This is a genomic window from Arthrobacter sp. B1I2, assembly GCF_030816485.1.
In the GTDB taxonomy this organism is placed as follows: Bacteria; Actinomycetota; Actinomycetes; order Actinomycetales; family Micrococcaceae; genus Arthrobacter.
Genome location: NZ_JAUSYC010000002.1, coordinates 222526 through 243319 on the forward strand (window position 1 = coordinate 222526; position 20794 = coordinate 243319).

The 20794-nt window shown below is 62.1% G+C and carries 11 protein-coding genes; 1 reads left to right on the top strand and 10 read right to left on the bottom strand.

Annotated features, from left to right (window positions below):
* The first annotated feature begins 1170 nt into the window (after positions 1–1170).
* Positions 1171–4422, top strand: a complete 3252-nt coding sequence (locus tag QFZ57_RS20945) for a heparinase II/III domain-containing protein (protein WP_306901832.1) — start codon at positions 1171–1173, stop codon at positions 4420–4422.
* 148 nt (positions 4423–4570) lie between these two features.
* On the opposite strand, the gene QFZ57_RS20950 is transcribed toward QFZ57_RS20945, so the two are convergent.
* From QFZ57_RS20950 to QFZ57_RS20995, 10 genes are all read right to left on the bottom strand, one after another.
* Complete coding sequence (locus QFZ57_RS20950) at positions 4571–8524, bottom strand: hypothetical protein (RefSeq protein WP_306901834.1); 3954 nt, start codon at positions 8522–8524, stop codon at positions 4571–4573.
* A gap of 135 nt (positions 8525–8659) precedes the next feature.
* Positions 8660–10288 (bottom strand): hypothetical protein, encoded by a 1629-nt coding sequence (locus QFZ57_RS20955; protein ID WP_306901835.1) that lies wholly within the window; start codon positions 10286–10288, stop codon positions 8660–8662.
* Positions 10289–10331: 43 nt separating this feature from the next.
* Positions 10332–11270, bottom strand: a complete 939-nt coding sequence (locus QFZ57_RS20960; RefSeq protein ID WP_306901836.1) for a carbohydrate ABC transporter permease — start codon at positions 11268–11270, stop codon at positions 10332–10334.
* Positions 11267–12280: an ABC transporter permease gene (locus tag QFZ57_RS20965; RefSeq protein ID WP_306901837.1), complete on the bottom strand. Its 1014-nt coding sequence runs from the start codon at positions 12278–12280 to the stop codon at positions 11267–11269. The genes QFZ57_RS20960 and QFZ57_RS20965 overlap by 4 nt, the downstream gene beginning before the upstream one ends.
* A gap of 151 nt (positions 12281–12431) precedes the next feature.
* Positions 12432–14363, bottom strand: a complete 1932-nt coding sequence (locus QFZ57_RS20970; protein WP_306901838.1) for a glycoside hydrolase family 127 protein — start codon at positions 14361–14363, stop codon at positions 12432–12434.
* A gap of 72 nt (positions 14364–14435) precedes the next feature.
* Positions 14436–15392 (bottom strand): N-acetylglucosamine kinase, encoded by a 957-nt coding sequence (locus QFZ57_RS20975; protein WP_306901839.1) that lies wholly within the window; start codon positions 15390–15392, stop codon positions 14436–14438.
* Position 15393: 1 nt separating this feature from the next.
* A complete protein-coding gene (gene manA, locus QFZ57_RS20980) occupies positions 15394–16695 on the bottom strand; it encodes a mannose-6-phosphate isomerase, class I (protein WP_306901840.1) in 1302 nt (433 codons plus the stop codon).
* 105 nt (positions 16696–16800) lie between these two features.
* A complete protein-coding gene (locus QFZ57_RS20985; RefSeq protein WP_306901841.1) occupies positions 16801–18897 on the bottom strand; it encodes a glycoside hydrolase family 36 protein in 2097 nt (698 codons plus the stop codon).
* Between the two features lie 2 nt (positions 18898–18899).
* Positions 18900–19880, bottom strand: coding sequence for a hydroxyacid dehydrogenase (locus QFZ57_RS20990; protein WP_306901842.1), 981 nt, complete (start codon positions 19878–19880; stop codon positions 18900–18902).
* Between the two features lie 65 nt (positions 19881–19945).
* Positions 19946–20794: a sugar phosphate isomerase/epimerase family protein gene (locus tag QFZ57_RS20995; RefSeq protein WP_306901843.1), complete on the bottom strand. Its 849-nt coding sequence runs from the start codon at positions 20792–20794 to the stop codon at positions 19946–19948.

The window sequence follows — 20794 nt, forward strand, 5'->3', positions numbered from 1 at the left end:
TATTGGTTTTCGGCAAAGTGCTGGTGCCCGACTTTTGATATCGATTTCACCACAGTGTACGGCCCCTTTTCAATGCGCCCTGTCGCCTGCATGAACCGGCCGCCCGAAACCAAGCCAAGCATGGCCGCGCCGGCTTAGAACCAAGAGTGCATACCTACTTGGCCTTTTGGCGAAGACTCCCCTAGCGAACGTCTTCTCTTGGCGTTGGTTCGTTATCCAATTCCAACGCTAGAAGTTCGTCCCTGCCCAATACTCGTACCTCGCTGCTGAGCATCTATTGCGGGAAGGGCCAGGTTACCTTACTCTGATATCGATATCAGTGATGCAGGTCTCGTATTGGCTGCTGCCTTTCCCCTGCCCTATTACTGCTTCGAATATGACGAACGAAGGGGTTCACCTTTGAAAGACCCAGCAATTTGCCGCCCGGTCGGGGCTGCCCTCGCACTTTCCCTGCTTGTCGCGACTGCGACTGCCGGGGGCGCAGCCGCAGCATTTCCTCAGGCACCTTCAACCGACACCTCGCAAGGGTTTACGTTCCCAGGAGCAACCTTTGAGGAAGGAACGTCGCCGTCTCTGCCCGGGGGCTGGAGCCAGAGCGGACCGGGGACGGCCTCTACTGGCACGACTTCGGCACGCACGGGAAAATCAGGTGCCAGAATCAACTCTGTCTCTGAAACTGACGCGACGGTGCTCACCTCCCCCGCCGTGAAGCTGAAGAAGACTTCTGACGTTGTTTACTACCGTGCGCTGGTGCGGCCAGGGGAAGGGTCACCGAGGGTTGAACTTCGGGTCCGGTTCACAGCGGCGAATGGTGATGAAGTAGGCCAGCAGGTTTCCGCCCCTACGGCGATGAAGCCAGGAGCCTGGTCCGAGATATCCCTGACAGCCGCCACCCCAGCTGACGCGAAGGACGTGCAGGTCTCGATTCACGTCTTGGGAGCCGCCGCCGTGGATGTCGATGACATTTCCCCCGACGTCCGTCAGCAGCGGGAACTGGTGCCTGATGGAGGGGCAGAAACTGCTACCGATAGTGGCCAGACGGCGCCGGCCGGTTGGTCCCCGGCATCAGTTCAATGGACCCCTGTATCAGTCCCGAACCCGTCAGCAGAATCAGGGACAACTAGCCCGGAAAACTGGAAGACGTTTAATTACTCCGCAGCCAAAGCCACGATGGTTTGGGACAAAGCGGTAGCCCACACTGGCACAAAATCACTGCGCATTGATGGCGTCCCAGGGGGCATCGGTGACTGGCAGCAGGTCAACTATGTCCCGATCTCTCCAGGCACTTACAAGTTCGGATTCTGGATCAAAGGACAGGACGCGGCCCCTGGTGACATCCGGCCCTTGGTGATTTTCCGTAACGCCAACGGCCAAACGGTCGGTGGCGACCGGATCATCCAGAACACTGTGTCCTCCTCGGACTGGACCTATGTTGAGTCAGTATTGGCAGCACCGGCCGGTGCCGCCTCGGTCCGCATCGACTACCGGCTCTACAACGGCGGGACCGCGTGGTTTGATGACATCACCATCGCGAAGCAAACGACGGTATCTGGCGTTGCCGAGGGAAATACAGCCGGTACGGATTCGGGAACTGCCCAGACCGGGCAAAATTCCCTGACTCTCATCAATAAGTCGGAAGGCGACCAGTCGGTTCTGGAGTCCTCGCCCATCCCGATCGAGCGGCTTGCCGGTTATGACTTCTCCGCCGGAGTGAAGACGGACTTGGCCAACGGCACGGCCACCGCCGGGCTGAAGTACCTGGACGCCAACGGCGTCACGCTCAGCGAACAGCTGACACAACCCGTGAGTGGCGCTACGGGATGGCATGCCAGCGGCCTGCAGGGCTTTCCTCCCGCGGCAGCAACCGAGGCGCGCGCATTCGTTCGGCTCACGGGCAAAGGCCAGGCCTGGTTCGATGACATCTCTCTTATCCGTAGCACCGTCGTCAACCAGGACGCCCAGACAATTGCCCGACCGTCACTGCTGCTGGACAAGTCTGGGGTCAAGGCTCTGCAGGACCGCGTCAAAACAGGCGTCGTTGGCGAGGAGTACCAGCGCCAGCTCGCGTTGTCCCAAAAATGGACTGTTGAACAGCTGAAGGACCCGGCGTACTTGGCCAACCCACACAGGGGTCAAAGCAACATCTACACGGTCCCGGCCGGCGCCACCAAGATGCGCTTGTCCTTCAACGTTGAGGGTAAAGGATCGACCATGGTCGATGCCATCACCCTCACGTCCTTGGCCAACGGTCAGCCCGTGACAATTCCGGACAACAGTTTCGAGGAATTCGGCTCAGGCGTCAGCCCCTGGACTGCGACAACGGCGGGTGCTGAGGTCAGCAAGACCAGCGATTGGGCCGCAGCCGGAGCCGCATCCCTCAAATACACCGGGGCTTCCCCCGCGGACAAGGCCACTGTGTCCTTGAACCAGGACCTTCCGGCAACAGCAGGGGCGCGCTACTCCCTTGGTGCCACGATCAGCCAGCGTGGACTCATTGAAGGTGCCGGGCTCACGTGGAGCGTCTCATACACGAATGACGCCGGGGCACCAGTCGGGCCAGCCTACAAGGCACCTGCCTACAACTGGGACACGCACACCCGGTGGGATTCACCACTGTTTGAGGCAACGCAGGCAAGCGCCAACGTGTACCTCGTAACCGGGGACGAAGAAGCTGCCCAAAAGGCGATCCTTGGACTCAAGTACCTCATTGGTGAATCCATTTGGGGTATGAACTACGCCCTCACCACCGGGGGCAAGCCCAACGGTGAGGATGGCTACGGGGCCGTACACTTCGGCCGCGCCATGGGAGGTTTTGCCCAGGCCCTGGACCTCGTCATCAACTCCAAATCCATGAGCGCCACCGACCGCGCCTGGCTAACTGACCGGCTCGGCTGGATGCAGGACACCCAGATGAACCTGACCTACTATGACCGCTCCACCGAAGCAGGCAGGATCTCGAACTGGAATCTTGACCGGGCCATCGGCGTCGGTCTTGTCAGCATGGCCCTCCCGAACCTGACCTCATCGGCCACGTACCGGGCCCACGCCCAGGGCGAAGTTGAATGGACCCTGGAGACAGTCGTCGGGGAGGACGGGGCCTTCCCCGAAACCATCCGCTACCACGCCGCCCCGCTGGTGAGGCTCGTGCCGTTTGCGCAGGCCCTCAAACGGGCCGGCGGAGTAGACCTGGTCAACAACGACAAGCTGAAAAAGATGTTCTCCTTCCTCGTGAACATCCAGACTCCCATCGATTCGACCAACACCAAGGCCCCGGGAACCGTCCTGATGCCCGCGATCGGCGACGCTGACTACAACGAAAAGCCCTACCGGATCCTCGGCTGGAACGCTGCCCTGTACAAGGATTCCGACCCGGAGCTTTCCGCCGCCATGCAGTGGACCTGGAACCGGGCAGGGTCACCGATGGCCGACACCGGCGCCAACCCCTGGGCACTGCCGCCACTGCTCAACACCGACCCCGCCCTGCCCTCCAAAGACCCGGCCCTGTCCTCGTCCGCGATCAAGAGCGTCGGGTACGACATCCTGCGCGACAAGGTAGGAACAGCCGACGAGAGCTACCTGATCATGTCCAACACCCCCCGGCCCCTGGGCCACAACCACGATGACCGCACCGGCTTCTCCCTCTGGGGCAAGTCCGTACCGCTTGCCCTGGACTCGGGCGTTGGAGGCTACTTCAACGGCGACAACGTCTGGTTCAACAGTGCAGCGGCCCACAACGTTGTCCAGTTCCAAGCCGCCGGCGCCTGGCAGGGTACGGCCCCGTCTGTGGAAACACCTGTCCGCTACTACTCGGACAAGCTCGACCTGGTCCAAACCGGCGGTGCCACGCCGGGTGCAACCGACTACCAACGGAACATGATCCAGCTCAAGGGCGGATTCGGCGCCTTCCTCGTCTGGGACCGCATCAAGTCCTCCTCACCGAGCCGGTTCAACCTGCACACGCTGACCACGTCAATAGACCAGGCCCCCGGGTTGCTTACGGCCCACGGTTATCAGGGAGTGGATCTGGATGTCCACCTCCTCGGATCGGCGCAGCCCTCGGTCGGCCTCGACAAGGGCAAAGTCTCCGGTGACTGGCCGCAAGAGAACCAGCAGTGGCTGCAGCTTGGCCAGCCTGCCGGAACAGACCACACGGTCTTGCTCCAGCCACGGGCGAAGGATGCAAAGCCAATCGAAACCATCGAACGCCCAACCGGCTCCGGGACCCTCAAAGCGTTCGAGCTTGTCGCTGCAAACGGAGAGCGCGCCCTGGTTGTCCTCAACAGCGGGGACACCACCGCTACCACCGAGCTCGGACTGACGGGAGGCTGGACGAGCGCTACCCCCGAGGCAAACGGCTCCATCAACGGCACCAGCGTGAGCGTCAGCGCTCATCAGGCTCTGGTCCTCATGAAGGCCTCGTAGGGCCACGAAGGCTCAAGGTTAGCTGAGGCGGCGCGAGAAGGTTCCGCCTCAGCTAACCTTCGAAGCTGAAAGCTGGCACGGCGCACAAAAGGCCGGTGGAAATGGCATTATCAGCCATCTCCACCGGCCTTCCGGCATTCCGAGAAGATCACGTCCCTTGGCGTTCGCCTAAGTCTGAGCCGTCCGGGATTCCCAGCAGGAGCTCACGGCTACCGACCGTCCGGCCACCGGGCCCTTTACCCACAACCTTGTACCTGCAAGGCCTTGAGGGTGCGGGCAAGACAACGGAGGTCTGCCACAAATTCTCGCCAGCCAGTGACAGGCCATCCTCATCAACACGATAAATATCGAAGACGGTAACCGCCTTGGGCTTGTTCCAGGCCAACTGAACGGTCGATTCCCCATACGCAGCTGTCAGCACCGGGATGCCACGCGGAAGGGTCGAGATGCCCACGGCCTCAAACACGGCCTCACCGGCTACACACACGCCGGCGTGCACGACTTCCGCCATCGGCACGGTGTCCCGAGCGACCCGCTGCCACAAACTGCCATCAGCAGAAATAAGTGCGGTGATTTGGTGGCCCTCAGCGTCGCGCTGCAGCCGGAGCCATGGCCGGGCCGGAACCGGCAGGCCGCGGACCTGCCAGGTGTAGGGGCTTCGCGTCTGCCCCCCGCCTGCGTCATCGCCAGGGTTTCCCGCGCCGAAGTCTTCGCGGCTATCCAGGGTGCGTGTGCGCAGCACCAGGGAGCCGTGATCGAGTCCGAAGAACACGTAGCGGGCACGCCCTGTCAGGTTCTCCCGCAGCCACACCCCTGCCGCGGGTGCACCATCGGTTAGACGGGCCGTGACCTGGAACGATCCTTCTGCCAGAGCCGTTGCGGCCGCCACAGCGTCGGCTCCTTCGCGCAGATAAAGGTTCGCGTCATCGCCACCGGCAAAACCGGCCGCCTGCACTCCCCTGAACTCATACCTGTCTGTCGAGGCTCCGATCAAGGCAGCAGTCCCCCGCCCTATCAGGGCCGGCTGAAGGCCTGAGCCCCCGGTGCTCGGCAGGGCCGAACACCGCACCGGCCGGGAAGGCAGCCCAGTTCCAGCGGTGCCGTTTGCGGTGACGGTATAGTCGGCCGGGGTCTGGTCGTCGGCGTCAAGAACTGCCGACGTACCCCGGATTCCTTCGGCCACAATTTCCGGTTCGGAGTGTGCCTCCGTCTTTGCAACGGTGTAGCTTGTCGCTCCTGCAACTGGCTTCCAGCTCAAGCCGACTTTCCCGTGCCCGGGCGTGGCGATGACCGCCGGGACGCGGGCAGGCGCGATCAGCGTGCCGCATGGCGACATTCCTGTTTTGAAGACGACAGCGGACAACGGCTCCAGCGTCAGTTGCCCATCCGCCACGGGAAGCCACGCCCCGCTGACCAGATCCTGAATGCCAGCGTGGTCGTGGTCAAAGGGCAACGTGACAGCAACGGAGCGCCTGTTTCCATAGCTGGTCCGGGTGGTGTTGATCGCAATGAAGTACTCACCCAGACAGGCGGTGGCAAGCTCAGGATAGGCCGAATAGGGGTTGTCCTCGACGAAGTTGTCACGCCTGATCTCCCCGACACCGGGCTGCGCGGCCACGGGAAGGAGTTCCCCCGTAAGGGCGAAAGGCCGGCCTTCTATAACTTCGTCCAGGGCCTTTTGCCGGTATTCCTCACGGGTTGTGCCCCGGATCGCCACGTAGCTGTTGGTCATGTCGACGTCGGCCTGGAAATGGAGGAGCTGTTCGGTACTTCCGTACTGCAGGTGGGCCCTGCTTGCGCCCGACACTCCAGTGTTTCGCTCCAGCAGGTTTGCAAAGAGATGGGTGTCGCCGTCACGCACAGAAACCAGCAAATTGTCGATGTCGACCCACGCGAAGGATGTGTTGTCCCAGCCCGCTTCGACGCCGAGTTCCTTCAACTCCTGCGCCGAGAAGGCGTCCAGATGCGCGTGGGGCAGGATGCGGCCGGCACCGGCAGACCCGATAACGGCTTCCCTGCCTCCGGTGAGGTAGTGGAAGGTTTCCTGGACCCGGAGATCGTATTTGAGCTTACGGTCGAGCCAGCGCCGCTGGAATGAGTCAAAGAATTGCGCGTCCAGCAACTGCTGTTGGGCGTAACCGGTCGCTTCCCTTGCATACTCGCGGTACTCTTCCCATTCCGGCGCGGAGTACCGGTCCGGGTTCCGTGCCATGAATTCTTCCAGCGCCGCGTAGCGCAGGGCGGCGCCGGATTCCTCGTCGGTGCCGTAGGCCGGGCGGCCCGGGTAGTCGCTGTTCCGGTCATCGACCACCTGCTGCATGAACATGGCCCGCTGTCCGGCCGCTGTTTGTCCCTGATACCGGGTGAATCCCCGCGCGTGCAGGTTCTTCAAGGCCACTTTCAGGATGTCGTCGTTCAGTTCTTCGTCGCCTGCGTGTCCGAGAGTCCGAAAGAACCAGCAGGGGAAGTAGTTTGTTGATTCGCCGTACACTCCGACGTAGCCGTTTTCACGGGTAAGCCCGGCCAGGGTCAGTCCGTAGTAGTGCGGCCCGTACGGCATCCTGCGGACCTGATTGCCGTCGCCGGTGAGTTTGCTTTGGGCCAGGCCCTTCATGATGATCTGGGCGTAGTCTTCGGTGTATTCGGCGTTGCCGTCGTGATGAAAAAGCGAGTGATGCACCTCGAGTTCGCGGCCGTCGGGTCCGATCAGGACTTCCTCGCCGAGGAACGGCGCTGTCCCCAGGAACTCGCGGACGATGCGGTGGCTGCGTTCCTTCCCCTGGTAGAAGGGCGAGCCGATGACGCGAAGTCCTTCGTGCGCTTTCCAGGCACCTTCGTAGGTGTACATCACCTGGTTGTAGATGTAGCTGAGCCGGGAGCGGGCGAAGTCAAAGTTTGCTTTCAGGACGCGTTCCCATGCCGCCTTCCGGGTCAGCGGGCCGCCGTCCCAGCCGGTGTCCGCAAGTGAGGTTCTGCCCTCTGTGCTGCCGGTGGAAAATGGCTCCGCCAGAAAAGATTCGAACTCTCCGGAACCGTACACATCCTTGTCAGCAATCAGGTTCTCGACGATGTACAGCGCCTCGCCGAGGGCCGCGTAGTAGCCGCCCCAGTCTGATTGGTGTCCCCCCGTTCCGAGCAGGAGGACGTTTCCGTAGTACTCACGGGTGTAGTGGTCGATGGTTGCAAAGATGCGCCGCAGCCCCTGCCGTTTATGCTCCTTGGTTGTGGCGGGCGACCATTCCAGCAGGAGCGCTTCGGCGTAAAAGCGAAGGTCGTCGTCGTACCTGCTGATGGCCAGCGGCTCACCCCGATCAAAGCGGGCTTCCAGCGCGTTGAAGTGATCCTTTTGCCACCGGCGGAAACCGCGGACCATGGCGGTTTCCTGCTCAAGCGGCGCTCGTTTTGGCTTGACGTAGGAGGGCTGCGGTGCATCGTCTGCTGAGGAGTGCGGTCCGGCCAGCAGGGTTGAGGGGGACAGCGCAGCGACGGTGTGTGTACCGGCGGAGAAAAACCGCCGTGAAATATTGGTGGCCTTTTCAAATCCGGTCTCTCCCGCGAGGGTCCGGTAAGACAGGACGTATGTCCTGAGAGTGATTTCGACGACCTGCTGCCCGGTGGTTGAAGCCAGCGGAAGCGCGGCGGTCGAATGGAAGAACCGGCCGGGCAGACCGCCCCGTGTTCCGACGTTGATTGGTTCGTAGTCCCCGACGGTTCGGTAAGCTGCCTGCTCGCCGTTAACAAGGATCAAGGTCTTGTAGGCCGATGAGTCCTCGCCCCAGAACTTGACCGTAAGGTAGTTCTGCTGGAGCGGGTCGACCTTCACGGTGAAGCGCAGGTCTGCGAGCCTGGTCGCCGCCGGTTGAAGGGGCAGTACTATCCTGCCTGGCTCACCGGGCTGTCCGATGAGTATCGTGTCAGCACCCGTGGGGAGCGCCGGGGTCTCAACACCCATGTCATCCGTGATGACGATGCTCGCCTCACTGTTGAGCGCGTGCTCGGCCTCGGATTCTTCGCGGCCGAAGTCCACGAAATCGAGCCAGTAGTCGGGGTGGGCTCGTCCGGTGTCCTGCGCTTGGGCATTCAGGCCGATGGCGGATGACATGGGGTCCTTTCGGGACTGATAGTGCGGTTTGGACTGATAGGTGCTGGCCCGAGTCGCCGAATGGTGGCCGGGCGTGCGGGAATGGCCTTCACCGAGACCGTTCCCGCGGGCCGGACATAACCTGAAATAAAGGGTCTATCCTGCGGCCAGGGCTTCCTCGAATTCCTTGCGTGCCTGGTCTCCCCCGGCTGCCTTCCATGCCGGGACCAGTTCGGATTTGATCGCCGTCACGGGCTTGCGGCCCAGCACCACGTCATTGATGGCGGTAGTGATCAGCGTGTTCAGCTGTGCTTTCTTGTTGCTCCAGGTGTCGGAGAAGAGGACAAGGCTGGGGTCATTGATCAGCATGGGTTCAGTCTTGGTCTGGAATTCGTGGATGAGCTTGGTGCCGTCCTCGAAGCCGGGGTTGAACTGCGGTATGGGTGCATTACTGAGGTAGCTGAAGCTGATGCCTTTTTCGGCCTTTGCCAGATCCGTGGGGGTGATAACACCGTTTTTGTCGGTCCAGTGGAGGTCCTTGACGCCGTAGGTGACGTTGAGGTGTTCCTGGCTGCCGAACGGTGAAGCCATGTAGTTGGCGATTCGAAGCATTTCTTTGATGCGCTCGGCGTCGTCGGTCTTTGCGAATGCGGTGAAAAACCCGTACGGGCTGCCGGCGTGAAGTACGGCTGACTTTCCTTTAGCGGCCGGGGCCACCCAGGGCGCAACCTTGGTGCCCGCTTTGACCGCTGCAGCGTACACGCCGGGCCAGCCGGTGGCGCTGCCAAGAGTGGTGGCCACGTTGCGGGCGGCAAAGAGCCGGTTGCCGTCCTCCACGGTGATCCCGTCGGGATGTATCGATCCGTCCTGTTTGACCTGGGCGGCCCATGCCAACGCCGCTTCGAACTGTTCGGTTTCGATCTCGTGGGTGAACTTCCCGCCCTCTTCCCGCCAGTTGTTTGGAGACCCGTTGCCCAGGCGCCCGTAATACGCGGCGGAGAAGGGATTTGACACTCCCCAGAGAGACTTTCCGGGGTCAGTCACGGCTTTCAGAGCCTCACGGAGCTCCTCGAGGTCGTGGGGTGCTGTCGTTACACCTGCCGCTGCGAAGCTGTCTGTGTAGGCAAGAATGGGAGCACCACCGGTGGGCCGCGGGCACGGAACACCGTAGATGCCACCGTTGAAAACAGTTGCCTGCCACGCCTCGGTGGGAATGTTGGCCAGGTTCGGGTAGTCCTTGATGGCATCGCCCGAAACGTGCGATGTGATCTCGGTGAATTTGGATTTCAGCAGGGCAGGCGTCTGCGGGATCGGATAGTTACTGCCGAAGGTGACCATGTCGGGTATTTGGCCGCCGGCGACAACGGTCTGGACTTTCTGCAGGTACGAGTCAGCCAGAGTGGTCTGGACGTCCAGGTCCGCGTTCAGCTCCTTGTTCATGAATTGCCAGTATTTGTTCTGCTCTTTCGCGGTTCCGACCGCCCCAAAGGTCAGGGTGAGAAAGCTGAGGCTAGTGCCGTTGCCCGGCGCCGCGTCCACGGTCCTCTTCAGATCATCCAGGGGGTACTTGAAAAATCCGGCCTGGATCGCTGCGCCCTTGCCGGGCAGATCCGCCTCAACCAGGGAAGAGGGAATGTATGCCGGGAGGGCTACTTTGGTGTTGGCGGCAGTGTTTCCGGTGGAGGAACCACCACCGCAGCCGGAGAGAAGCCCGGTTCCAACTGCTCCTCCCAGCAGGACGGCTGCGCTGAGGAATCCCCGTCGGGATGGTTTGAGTACGGTCATGTCATTTCTCCTTTGAAAAGTGATGCGGGCTTCGTAGCGGGGGTCAGCCCTTGACTGCTCCGGTGAGCATGCCTTTGGCGAAGTGTTTTTGCAGGAAGGGGTAAACGATCAGGATGGGCACGATGGAGACCACAAGGATTGCCATCTGCAGGGCTGCCTGTGGAGGCGGTATGGAGCCGTCCAAGGACTGCTGGTAGGTCTGGCCCTGGACTACGAAGGTGCGCAGAACGAGCTGTAGAGGCCATTTGGAGTTGTCGTTGAGGTAGAGGACGGCGTTGAAGAAGGCATTCCAGTAGCCCACCGCATAGAAGAGGGAGACCACGGCGATCACAGCACGGGACAACGGCAGAATGATCTTGTTAAGGATGGTGAACTCCGAAGCGCCGTCAATCCGTGCGCTGTCGATAAGTTCCTGTGGGATGTCCATAAAAAAGGACCGCACGACGATCACATTGAAGGCGTTGACGCAGACCGGAAGGATCAGTGCCCAGTAGGAATCAATCAGCCCGAGTTCTTTCACCATCAGGTAGGACGGAATCAGTCCCGGAGCGAAGAGAAGGGTAAAGAGGACCGTCATCAGCAGCGGTTTCGCGCCCAAGGTCTTGGGCCGGGCCAACCCGTATGCGAGGGCCACGGTCGTTACGATGCTGATGAGTGTGCCGACCAGGGTCACGCCGGTGCTGACCAGCACTGAGCGGGTGACAACCCCGCCGGAGAATATTTGCTGGTACGCGGCAAAAGTTGGCTCGGTAGTCCACAGGACGAACCCGCCGGCCTGCCGGACCGTCTCCTCATCGGACAGGCTTGTGGAAATCACCGCGACAAAAGGCAGAATCACCAGCACGCATGCGGCGGTCAGGACAATAGCCTTCAGGGCTTGCACGGCCGGGCTGGGCCTGCCCATCCACATCGGACGCTCGGTACCGGCAAGGCGCCGCGCCCGTGCCGAGGTCTTGCGCTTGCTGAGAGTGGAAATGGTCATGATTGGTATACGCCCCTTTCGCCGAACATGTGCGCGATTTTGTTGGCTCCGAGGACCAGGGCCAGGCCGACGATTCCCTTGACCAGTCCTACTGCGGTGCTGACACCCCACGCGCCACCGATGACGCCGTTGTTGAAGACGTAGGTATCCAGCACCTCCGAAACTTCCAGCCCGACGTGTTGCTGTTGGAGGATGATCTGCTCGAATCCGACAGTGAGTGCATCGCCCAGACGGAGGATCAGCAACAGGATGATCAGGCCGCGCAGACCGGGAAGGGTGACGTGCCAGATCCGCCGCCTGGGAGAGGCCCCGTCCACTGCGGCGGCTTCGTGCAGGGACTGGTCGATTCCAGCCAGCGCCGCCAGGAAGAGGATAGTGGCCCACCCGGTGTCCTTCCAGATCACCTGGGATGTGATCAGGGCCTTGAAGAGGTCCGGGTTGCCGATGATCGATACTGTGGCCATGTCCGCCGAGCGGAGCATGGAATTCAGTAATCCGCCCCCGCCGAGCATCTGCTGGAATATGGCCACGACGATGACCCAAGACATGAAGTGCGGCAGGTAGAGGATGCTCTGGACCCATTGCTTGACCCGATTGGATATGAGGCTGTTCAGGAGCAGAGCCAGGGCGATAGGTGCGGGGAAAACCAGCACTACCTGAAGCAACAGGATGATGAGCGTGTTACCCAATGCCCTCATGAACGCCGCGTCGCCGTTGAAGAGAACCTTGAAGTTCTCGAATCCCACCCACGGGCTGTCCCAGATGCCAATGAACGGCTGGTAGTCCTTGAAGGCGGTGACGTTCCCGAGGAGCGGCACGTAATGGAAAGCCAGGATCAGCAGGATGCCCGGCGCGGCGAGCAGCAGCAGAGGCCAGTCGGTGCGAAGCCGCGCCCTGAACGTGCTCTTATTCCTGGCGGGGCCACGAGCCTCGCGCTGTGGACCTGGCCCGGTCTGCTGATCCTGCGTATGCGCCGGATCAGCCAAGGAGGTCGTTTCGATGTTGGACATAGTTCCTGACGCCTTGGTTGGAGACGAACCTTGCTGAATTGGGGGACGCGGCCCTGCCGCATCTAAGAAGAAACCCCGGTGAAATCGATATCATCAACTACCGTAAAGCAGGCCGGTGTGTTGTTCAAGTCACACCGGCCTGCCTTAAGGGTTAGTAAGCAGTTCCCGGGGTGTGTACCGGGATCCATATCCGCATGGTCGAGCTGCCGCGTTCGGCCCAGGAATGGTAAGGGACCAGTGCCACCCCGCACGTGGCTCCAGCAGGCGTGTGATACTCGCCTGCGAAGGGCCATGAGCGGTTTGATGTCTCCCGCTGCAGTGACGCCAGTTGTACGGTGACGGTGCCGTCCTTTTCGCCGATGCCTGCCGTCGTGTCGATTTGTGCGTCCGACAGTTCCCAATCGGAGGGGAGGTCGACGGATTCCAGGGCGAAGACCTCGGGGCCGCGTTCGATGGCCACGCAGCCGCGGACAGCGTCGATGCGGTCATCGGGCCAGGAGAACCTGGGCTTCATAGGCAGGTTCAGAGTGATGTCCTGCCCTGGCAGGAAAGCTTGGGTGATTGTGGCTGTGCCCGGAGCGGAGGGCTGCGCGCCTTCGCCGGCGTCCATCGTCGCTCCCGTTGCCCAGCCGGGAACCCGCAGGCTGATGCTGACGGGCGAATCTGGCGCTTCGACCACGGTGATCTTGATGCTACCGGTCGTTGGGTAGTCGGTGTCCACATCCAGGACCAGGGTGCCGGGGCCCAGTTCGGCGCGGATGCGTCCTGCCGCGTACTGGTGGATTTGCACACCGGCAGTGTCAGTGGTTGCGACGTAGGAGCTGAGGCTTGCCAGGGTCCGGGCGACGTTGGGCGGGCAGCAGGACACTTCGAACCATGCTTCACGGCCGCTGGAGCCTCCGCGGATACAGACGCCGTCCTCGTTCAGTGGTGCTTCCCCCGCCGTGGAGCGCTGGTGCAGGGTGTTGGCGTAGAAAAAGGACTTGCCGTCGGCGGAGGGGGAAGTTGCCACGATGTTGAACAGGGTCCGCTCGATCAGGTCCGCATATTGCGGGTCGCCGGTTGCCAGCAGCAGGCGCCAGCTAAACATGATGGAGGCGACGCCTGCGCATGTTTCGCAGTACGAGCGGTCCGGCGGGAGCACGAAGTCTTCCCCGTACGCCTCGTCCATGTGGTGCGAGCCCATCCCGCCCGTGATGTAGGTGCGGGCGGCGACGGTGTTTTTCCACTGGAGCTTCAGGGCATCGAGGAGTTCGGTGTCGTTGGTTTCAACGGCTACGTCGACGGCTCCGGCCGCGAGGTACAGGGCACGGACGGCATGGCCTCGCAGGACGGTGGCCGCGCGGACGGGCATGTCGTCCTGCCAATAGGCCTGGCCGAATTCAAACAGGGGCAGCGTTCCGGTACCTCGGCGCTCGATGAAGGTTTTGGCCTGGTCCAGGTAGCGCTGTTCGTCCGTGACCCGGAACAGCTCCACGAGGGCGACCTCGATTTCAGCGTGCCCGCACACTTTATCCAGCCCATCGGGGCCGAACATGGTGCAGACGTGGTCGGCCAGTTTTCGGGCCACGTCCAGCAGTTTTGTCGCCCCGGTGGCACGGTGGTTGGCTACTGCGGCCTGAATAAGATGGCCGAAGCAGTACAGTTCATGGCCCCACTTGAAATCCGAGTAGCGGGGCTGCTGCCAGGGCCTGCCAAACAATGTGTGGAGGTAGCCGTCAGGGTCCTGGGCTTCGGCCAGCTTATCGATGAACGCGTCCAGGACCTCGTCCAGTTCGGTTGCGCCGGAGCGGGCATGTTCCCAGGACATGGCTTCGATCAGCTTATAAATTTCCGAGTCGGCGAATTCCCGTCCTCGGTGCTCGTACTTTTCCTTCCCAGCCGCTTTCTCCAGGTTGCCCAACCAGTCAAGCCGGGTGACCCAGGAGATGCCATGGGGAATGATGGCGGCACGGTTCAGTTCTTGGCGTTCCCCCCAAAAGCCGCCCGACAGCGATACGGTCGGCAAGGGCAATGGCGAAAGAACACCCGTCGAGGGGGCGACCGGGAATGTTTCTGTTGCGGTGACGTGAACGGATTGCATAGGACCTCCATGCCGCTTCAACGCGGCGGACTCAATTTAACAGTGGTTGGGGAGTGGGAAATGACGGTGTTGCTAGGCCAACCGCGCCAGGTGTTCGGCGACGAGTTGGGTGACACCGAAGACAGGGGCTTGAGTAACTGGGCGGACATCGGTTATTCCGTCCTTGGCCAGGGCTTCACGGAAGGCTGATTGGAGCCTTGGTACGTGCATGCCAAGGCCTCCGCCCAGAACGACTGGTCCGGTGATGCCCAGTTGGAACAGTGTTTGCGTTGTCATGTCAGCGAGATCCTGTCCGGCACGGTCAAGCATCTTCTGGCTGGGAAGGTGTCCGGCGTCAGCGGCGTCTACTATCAGACGTGCCTGCTGTGCCCAGTACCGGCGTCCTGTGCCCGCCGAATGGAACAGGGCGATCAGTTGATTGGGATGATCCAGATCGCACGCGGCTAAGAGACTCTGGGTGAGGGCATCCGCTTCGTAGCCTTGGTTCATTCTGCGCAGGCTGTGGCGGACGGCTTCCCGGCCGAGCCAGTATCCGCTTCCCTCGTCTCCCAGCAGGTATCCCCATCCCCCTGCCCGTGCCTCGACTCCGCGTGGATTACGTCCCCAGGCCGCTGACCCTGTCCCGGCGATGACGGCAACTCCGCTGCTGACACAGCCTGCTGCGAGCAGCAGTCGGGAGTCGTGGACGACGGTGGTCAGCGCTTTCGGCGCGAAGGGGGCAATGAGGGCTTTTAGGGCTTCGGCATCGGCGTCCGTGTCGATTCCGCCGGCGCCGGCGTATACCTGTTCAACGTTTCCGTAGCCAATGTCCGCGAAAAGCTCTGCGAGGTGTGCGTGGGCAGCTTCCCGGCTGACGTTCTGGACGTTGGCACTGCCGGCGATACTGTCGGCGACAGGCACACCATTTTCGAACCGTACGCCGTGAGTCTTGGTCCCTCCGATATCCAGGCCGATCAAGGCGCCCGTTGCGCCGCTGGCCGTAGGGATCATCCCATCGGTGGTGGATAGGGAGTTCGCTGAGTTGGTCATGTCATGCCTGAGGTGTCGTTACGGCTTTGGTCATAGGGTGGGCGGGCCGTCGATGGGGCATCGCTTCCTGGATCCCTGTGGTGGCGACGAAGGCAACCAGTGGTTCCGTGCTGCCTGCCCGCAACCTAACAGGGCTTTCATGGGCTCCGGCAAAGGCGCTGTCGCCTTTCCCCAGCTCCAATGTCTGCAGGCTGGTCTCTAGCACTCCACTGCCGGAGGCCACTAGGACAAGCGCCGGAAGCCCTGCTGGAAGATCGATGTTTGGGGCTCCGGGCTCCAGTTCGATCCGCTGCAATTGGAACTCGTCGAAGGGAGGCTGCCAGATCCGCTGTCCTTCTGCGGGAGAAGCCGCGGCGAGTCTTGGAACGGGCAGGGGCGTGAAGTCAACTGTTCTCAACAGTTCGTCAACGTCAATGTGCTTGGCGGTTAGTCCGCCGCGCAGCACGTTATCGGAGGAAGCCATGACTTCGATGCCCAAGCCGTGTAGATAGGCGTGAATATTCCCGGCGGGCAGGTAGACCGCTTCGCCTGGGCGAAGGGAAACCCTGTTCAACATCAGGGATATCAAAACCCCCGGGTCCCTTGGATACGCTTCACTAAGGTCCAGTGCCGTTTTCAAAGCCGCGGTATACGGACCCTCGGGAATCGTCGAGCCCAGCAGCGCCGCCACGGCGTCAACCGCGCAGGAGACTTCATCGCCGCCCCTGATCAGTCCGGTGAAGGTTTGTCGGATAGCAGATGGGTCGTCGGCGCCGGCAAGCGTGGAGGTGGCCTCCTGCAGGACCTCGGGGATTTCGGCCCCTGTCTCCCTGAACAGGGTCACGAGCGCGTCGAAAATCGCTTTGGTCTCCGATGCGGGGCGGAACCCGCACAAGGCCTCGAAGTCCGTGAGGGCCAGAATCATTTCGGGCTTGTGGTTGGGGTCCTTGTAGTTGCGTGTTTGGGCTTCTTTCGGGAGGCCGAGGGCCTCTTCGGCTGCGAACCCGGCTGCGGCCTGTTCCCGGGTCGGGTGCACCTGCAGCGAGAGTGGAGATTCAGCGGCCAGCACCTTCATCAGGAACGGCAATGTGCTCCCGAAGGCCGCGTGGCTGTCCGGCCCCAGCAGGCCTTCCGGATCAGCTTCTATCAACTTATCCAGCCGTATATGACCGCGGTCCAGTATTGCCTCTGACGGCGCACCTGGATGGGCGCCGATCCACATCTCCGCCTCCGGGGCGCCTGACGGTGGATGGCCAAGGAAATCGGCGATGAGGGTCTTTGATCCCCATGCGTAATCCCTGATGCTGTTGTTCAGTGTGTACATAGCTCTTCTCAAAATCAGGAACCGCATGCTCAGAGGGGTAAGCGGTGGGAGGAAGTCGTCACTCATTGGGTTTTATCCGCTCAGGCGTGACCGAGGGGGTGGGCCCTATGCGGCCTGTACGGTGAAGGTCCTTGCGGAGAGACGTCCAATGGGCGTGGTGGCGGTTAGGAATAAGTACCCGGATGGGTCCCACTTCGTCTCGAAGCCTTGGCCGGATCCCAGCCAGTTGATGGTGACTTCCTGTCCGGCCCACCGGGGCAGGTGCAGGGTCAGTTCGTTCTGTGCATGATCGCGCTGCCAGACCGTCACCAGGTCCCTTTCGGAAGCCCGGAGTCCCACGGATAACCACTGGTCATTCCACCGGGGTATTCCTGACGGATAGAACGCCGTGGACGCTTGGATCTCCGGCAGTATTTCCTTGTGCACGGAGACGGCTTCGCGGACTAACGCCAGCTGGCCGGTTGTCATTTTGTCGAGGAAGCCCGAGAGGCACATCCGGCCGAGCATCCCCGTTGCCATGGTGAACCGTATTTCCTCATCGTCCATTCCGGGTTGTGGGTAGGCCCAGTTGGCTGCCTGCTCGGGGAGGACGCTGAGGAAGGCGTTCGCGGCGATGGGCGGATACAGCAGCGGGTCCTGCTGGTCCGAGGTCGACTGAAGGTCAAGGCGTGCCAGGAGTGCGTAGTCCTGGCGCATCGCACCGGAGGCGCAGTTTTCGATAGTGACGTGGGGATGGCGGGCTTTGATGGCGTCCAGCCAGTCAAGGTAGGCCCGGTTATGTCCGAGCAGGCCCGCGCCGGAGGAGCCGGCGCCGAGGTCAGTTCCGGTACCGGCGGTGATGTTGTAGTCGAGCTTGAAATACACCGTGTTGAAGTCGGCCACGAGCCGGTCCACCGTCTCATCAAGGTGGGCTCTTGCTGCGGGGTGGCGGAAGTCGAGGTGGTACCGGCCGTGTTCTACTACCCGGACACCTCGGCGCTGAAGGAAGGCTTCTTCGGGGAGGGAGGCGGCCATGGCGCTTCGGACGCCCACCACTTCCGGCTCAAGCCAGAGCCCGACCCCCATGCCTGCGGAGCTGATGGCGTCGGTGACCTCGGACAGTCCGTTGGGGAACCGTGCAGTTGAGGGTTGCCATTCCCCTACCGCGTCCCACCAATCGGTTGTGTCGTCGTACCAGCCTGCGTCGATGCAGAAGATGTCCGCACCGGCTTCAGCAGCGGCTGTGACCAGCGGGAGGAGTTTGCCGGTGCTCGGATCCCCCATCAGGGTGTTCATGAAGTCGTTGTAAATCACGGGCGGCCGGTCCGAAAAAATGTGGCCCCGCAAGGCCCGGCGGTGTGCGGTCATCTGGGCAACCGCCCCATGCAAGCCGTCCCGGCTGACCGCCAGGGCGGCTGGGACGGTAGTGAATTGGTCGCCGGGCTCCAAGGAATGGAGCCAGTTGTGTTGATCATCTGTGGGGCCGAGCAGGGCAAGGTCGAGGGCGTCGCGGGTCTCACTCAGTTCCCAGGCCCATCCCCCGTTGTGTTCGACCTGCCACATCCAGCACCACTGGTCGTCGGCGTCAACCAGGGCCGCGGTGGGCAAAGGCCCCCCGGTGGACCAGGATGAGGTCGAGGCGCGAAGCAGATGCCCGCGCTGGTCCTGTTCGTGAAGGCCCAGGTTCAGGTCAGGCAGGGACCCGCGCAGGTCCTCCAGGGTCCATTGGTTTTCGCCCAGCCACTGGGAGGTGGCCGAGGCGAGCTGCAAAGTTGTGGCCTCGGCGGCCCGGTGTCCGGCCAGGAGTGGGAGGGCCAGGGTGGTGACGGCCTGAAGCGCGACGGGTTTGCGTCCGTTGTTGCGGACGGTCGTCACGGCCTGTACGGTGCTTGCGCCGTTGGCCGCGCGGAGGACAGTCTCTGCTTCCAGTCCGGTTTCCGTGTCGCGCTGGAGCACTGTGAGGATGTTCCAGCTGCCCTCCGATGCGGCGGTGTGGCTGACGTACCTGAGGCGTGCACCGACGGTGGATTCGGCGTACCGTTGGCTGGTTCTGGCTCTTCCCTCCTCTACGGTGAGGATTTCCACCAGGGCAGGGCCGGACGCCAGCGGTGACGAGGCGGCCTCGGCCGGGTGCAGATAGGCGATGCCGACAGGGCTTTCCTTGCCGGCACGAAGCGCCAAGTGCAGGGTGCCGTTTGACCATGAAATGAAGCTGCTTTCCATCGTTATGCCATCCTCATCAGGTCGCTCAGGCCGACAGGGAACCGCTGGGGTGCCGCTGCGGCGTAGCGTTCGATTTCGTCGATTGCGTAGGCCGCCAGCCGGTGCAGTTCGGTGCCCATCGAACCGGCTATATGGGGTGTCAGAAGTACGTTGGGAAGGGTGTACAACGGATGGCCCGCGGGCAAGGGTTCCGGGCTGGTGACGTCCAGGAAAGCATTCAGCCGGCCTGATTCCAACTCACCGGTCAGTGCGTTGTGGTCCACAAGTTCCCCCCGGGCGGTGTTGATCAGTGTCGAGCCGTCCTTCATAGCGGCAAGCTGGGCAGGGCCGATCATGTTAAGGGTTTCTGGCAGAACCGGCGCATGCAGGGACACGATGTCGCTGCAGCTCATGAGTTCATCCAGGCTTACCCGGCGGGCGCCCAGCCGCAGTGCTTCGGCGTCGCTGATGGTGGGGTCGTACACGGTGACATCGAAATCAAAAGGCCGGAGACGTTCGAGGACCAGCCTTCCGATGGTGGACGCTCCCACGATCCCGATGGCCCGCTCGTAGTTGCCGGTGTCCGGAAATTCCAGCTCCCGGTCAATTTTGGTTTGGCGCTGCGTGTAGAGGTGGCTGGCAGCGATCGTTGACTTTCCCGCCAGGAGGATGAGGCCAAGGGTGAATTCGGCAACCGGCAAGGCATTTGCCTCGGCAGCCGTTGTCACTGTGACACCGCGTTCCCAGCATTCAGGCATGACATGGCCCTTGACGCTTCCACCTGCATGGGCGATGAGCCGGAGGCGGGGCATTCGGGCAAGAACCGTTGCGTCGATTCGGGGCGAAAACCAGCCGGTGAGGAGAACATCAACGTCTTCAAGGGCCTCATCGGGAGTCGTTTCAAAGTCCTGAATGACCAAGCTGAAGTCGCAATCGCAGATTGACTCGAGCCGGCTGCGGAGACGTTTGGAAAACAGGGCGTCCCGCAGGTCAGCGTCCTGCATCGCCAAGGCAACTTTGGGCCTGAACCGAGGCGTTTTTGGCACGGCGGTGCTGTGCAGTGCTGCATTCAATTGATGTCCTCATCCCAATGTCTGTCGAGCCATGTCCGGACGGACCCGAGTGCGGCGTCCAGTGGAGCCGCCTGCGGATACCAGGCTTTTTCCCACTCGAGGGTGACCGGGCCGCAGTAACCGTGGCGAACCAGCAGCTGGCCAAACTCCTCGGTAGGCAAGGAACCCTTGCCGATGGGCAGCGGTGTGCTGCTGGCCGGCATGTCGGCGTCCTTGATCTGGACGCAGCCGTGACCGGCCGACAGCCAGGGCGCGAGGGTTTTCCACGTCTCTTCCAGCTGTTCGCCGACACGCCAAGGATGCAGTACATCCCATACCACCCCCACTGGTCCATCCACGCGGTGGAGGATCCCGGCGATGTCCTTGCCTGAGGGATGCGAATCGTGAGTCTCCAGCACCGGCAGGACGCCGAGGTCCGTGGCGTATGAGGTGACGGCACTGAGCCTGCTTGCCGCCCGTCCATCCACCTCTTCACGGGATTCCACCAGGGGCGGGACGTCGGTGAAGGCGGCAGGTCCGGTATCTGCTCCGGGGAATACGCGGACCATCGGTGCCCCGAGGTCCCTGGCGAAGGCGATTGCCTGGGTGAGCTCGGCGAGGACGGCTTCATCGGGCCCGGGAGCCGCCACCTTCACGTAGCTCGCGATGGCGGTTACCTGCACTTCTGCTGCTTCAATCTGGTGCCGGAGGTCGTCCCGGGCCTGTGTTCCCATGTGTGGGTCGGCGATTTCCCCTGCAGCGAGCCGCAGTTCAATGCCCGGGATGCGGTGTTGTTGCAGCCAGGCGAGGACGACGTCCAGGGGTATCCCGGGTGCGCCCAGCGTTGAGGCTGACGGCGTGATCAT

Coding starts and splice junctions, on each gene's coding strand:
- QFZ57_RS20950 (WP_306901834.1), bottom strand. CDS start 8,524: ATGTCATCCGCCATCGGCCTGAATGCCCAAGCGCAGGACACCGGACGA.
- QFZ57_RS20945 (WP_306901832.1), top strand. CDS start 1,171: ATGGTTTGGGACAAAGCGGTAGCCCACACTGGCACAAAATCACTGCGC.
- manA (WP_306901840.1), bottom strand. CDS start 16,695: ATGTACACACTGAACAACAGCATCAGGGATTACGCATGGGGATCAAAG.
- QFZ57_RS20960 (WP_306901836.1), bottom strand. CDS start 11,270: ATGACCATTTCCACTCTCAGCAAGCGCAAGACCTCGGCACGGGCGCGG.
- QFZ57_RS20970 (WP_306901838.1), bottom strand. CDS start 14,363: ATGCAATCCGTTCACGTCACCGCAACAGAAACATTCCCGGTCGCCCCC.
- QFZ57_RS20995 (WP_306901843.1), bottom strand. CDS start 20,794: ATGATCACGCCGTCAGCCTCAACGCTGGGCGCACCCGGGATACCCCTG.
- QFZ57_RS20955 (WP_306901835.1), bottom strand. CDS start 10,288: ATGACCGTACTCAAACCATCCCGACGGGGATTCCTCAGCGCAGCCGTC.
- QFZ57_RS20985 (WP_306901841.1), bottom strand. CDS start 18,897: ATGGAAAGCAGCTTCATTTCATGGTCAAACGGCACCCTGCACTTGGCG.
- QFZ57_RS20965 (WP_306901837.1), bottom strand. CDS start 12,280: ATGTCCAACATCGAAACGACCTCCTTGGCTGATCCGGCGCATACGCAG.
- QFZ57_RS20990 (WP_306901842.1), bottom strand. CDS start 19,880: ATGCAGGACGCTGACCTGCGGGACGCCCTGTTTTCCAAACGTCTCCGC.
- QFZ57_RS20975 (WP_306901839.1), bottom strand. CDS start 15,392: ATGACCAACTCAGCGAACTCCCTATCCACCACCGATGGGATGATCCCT.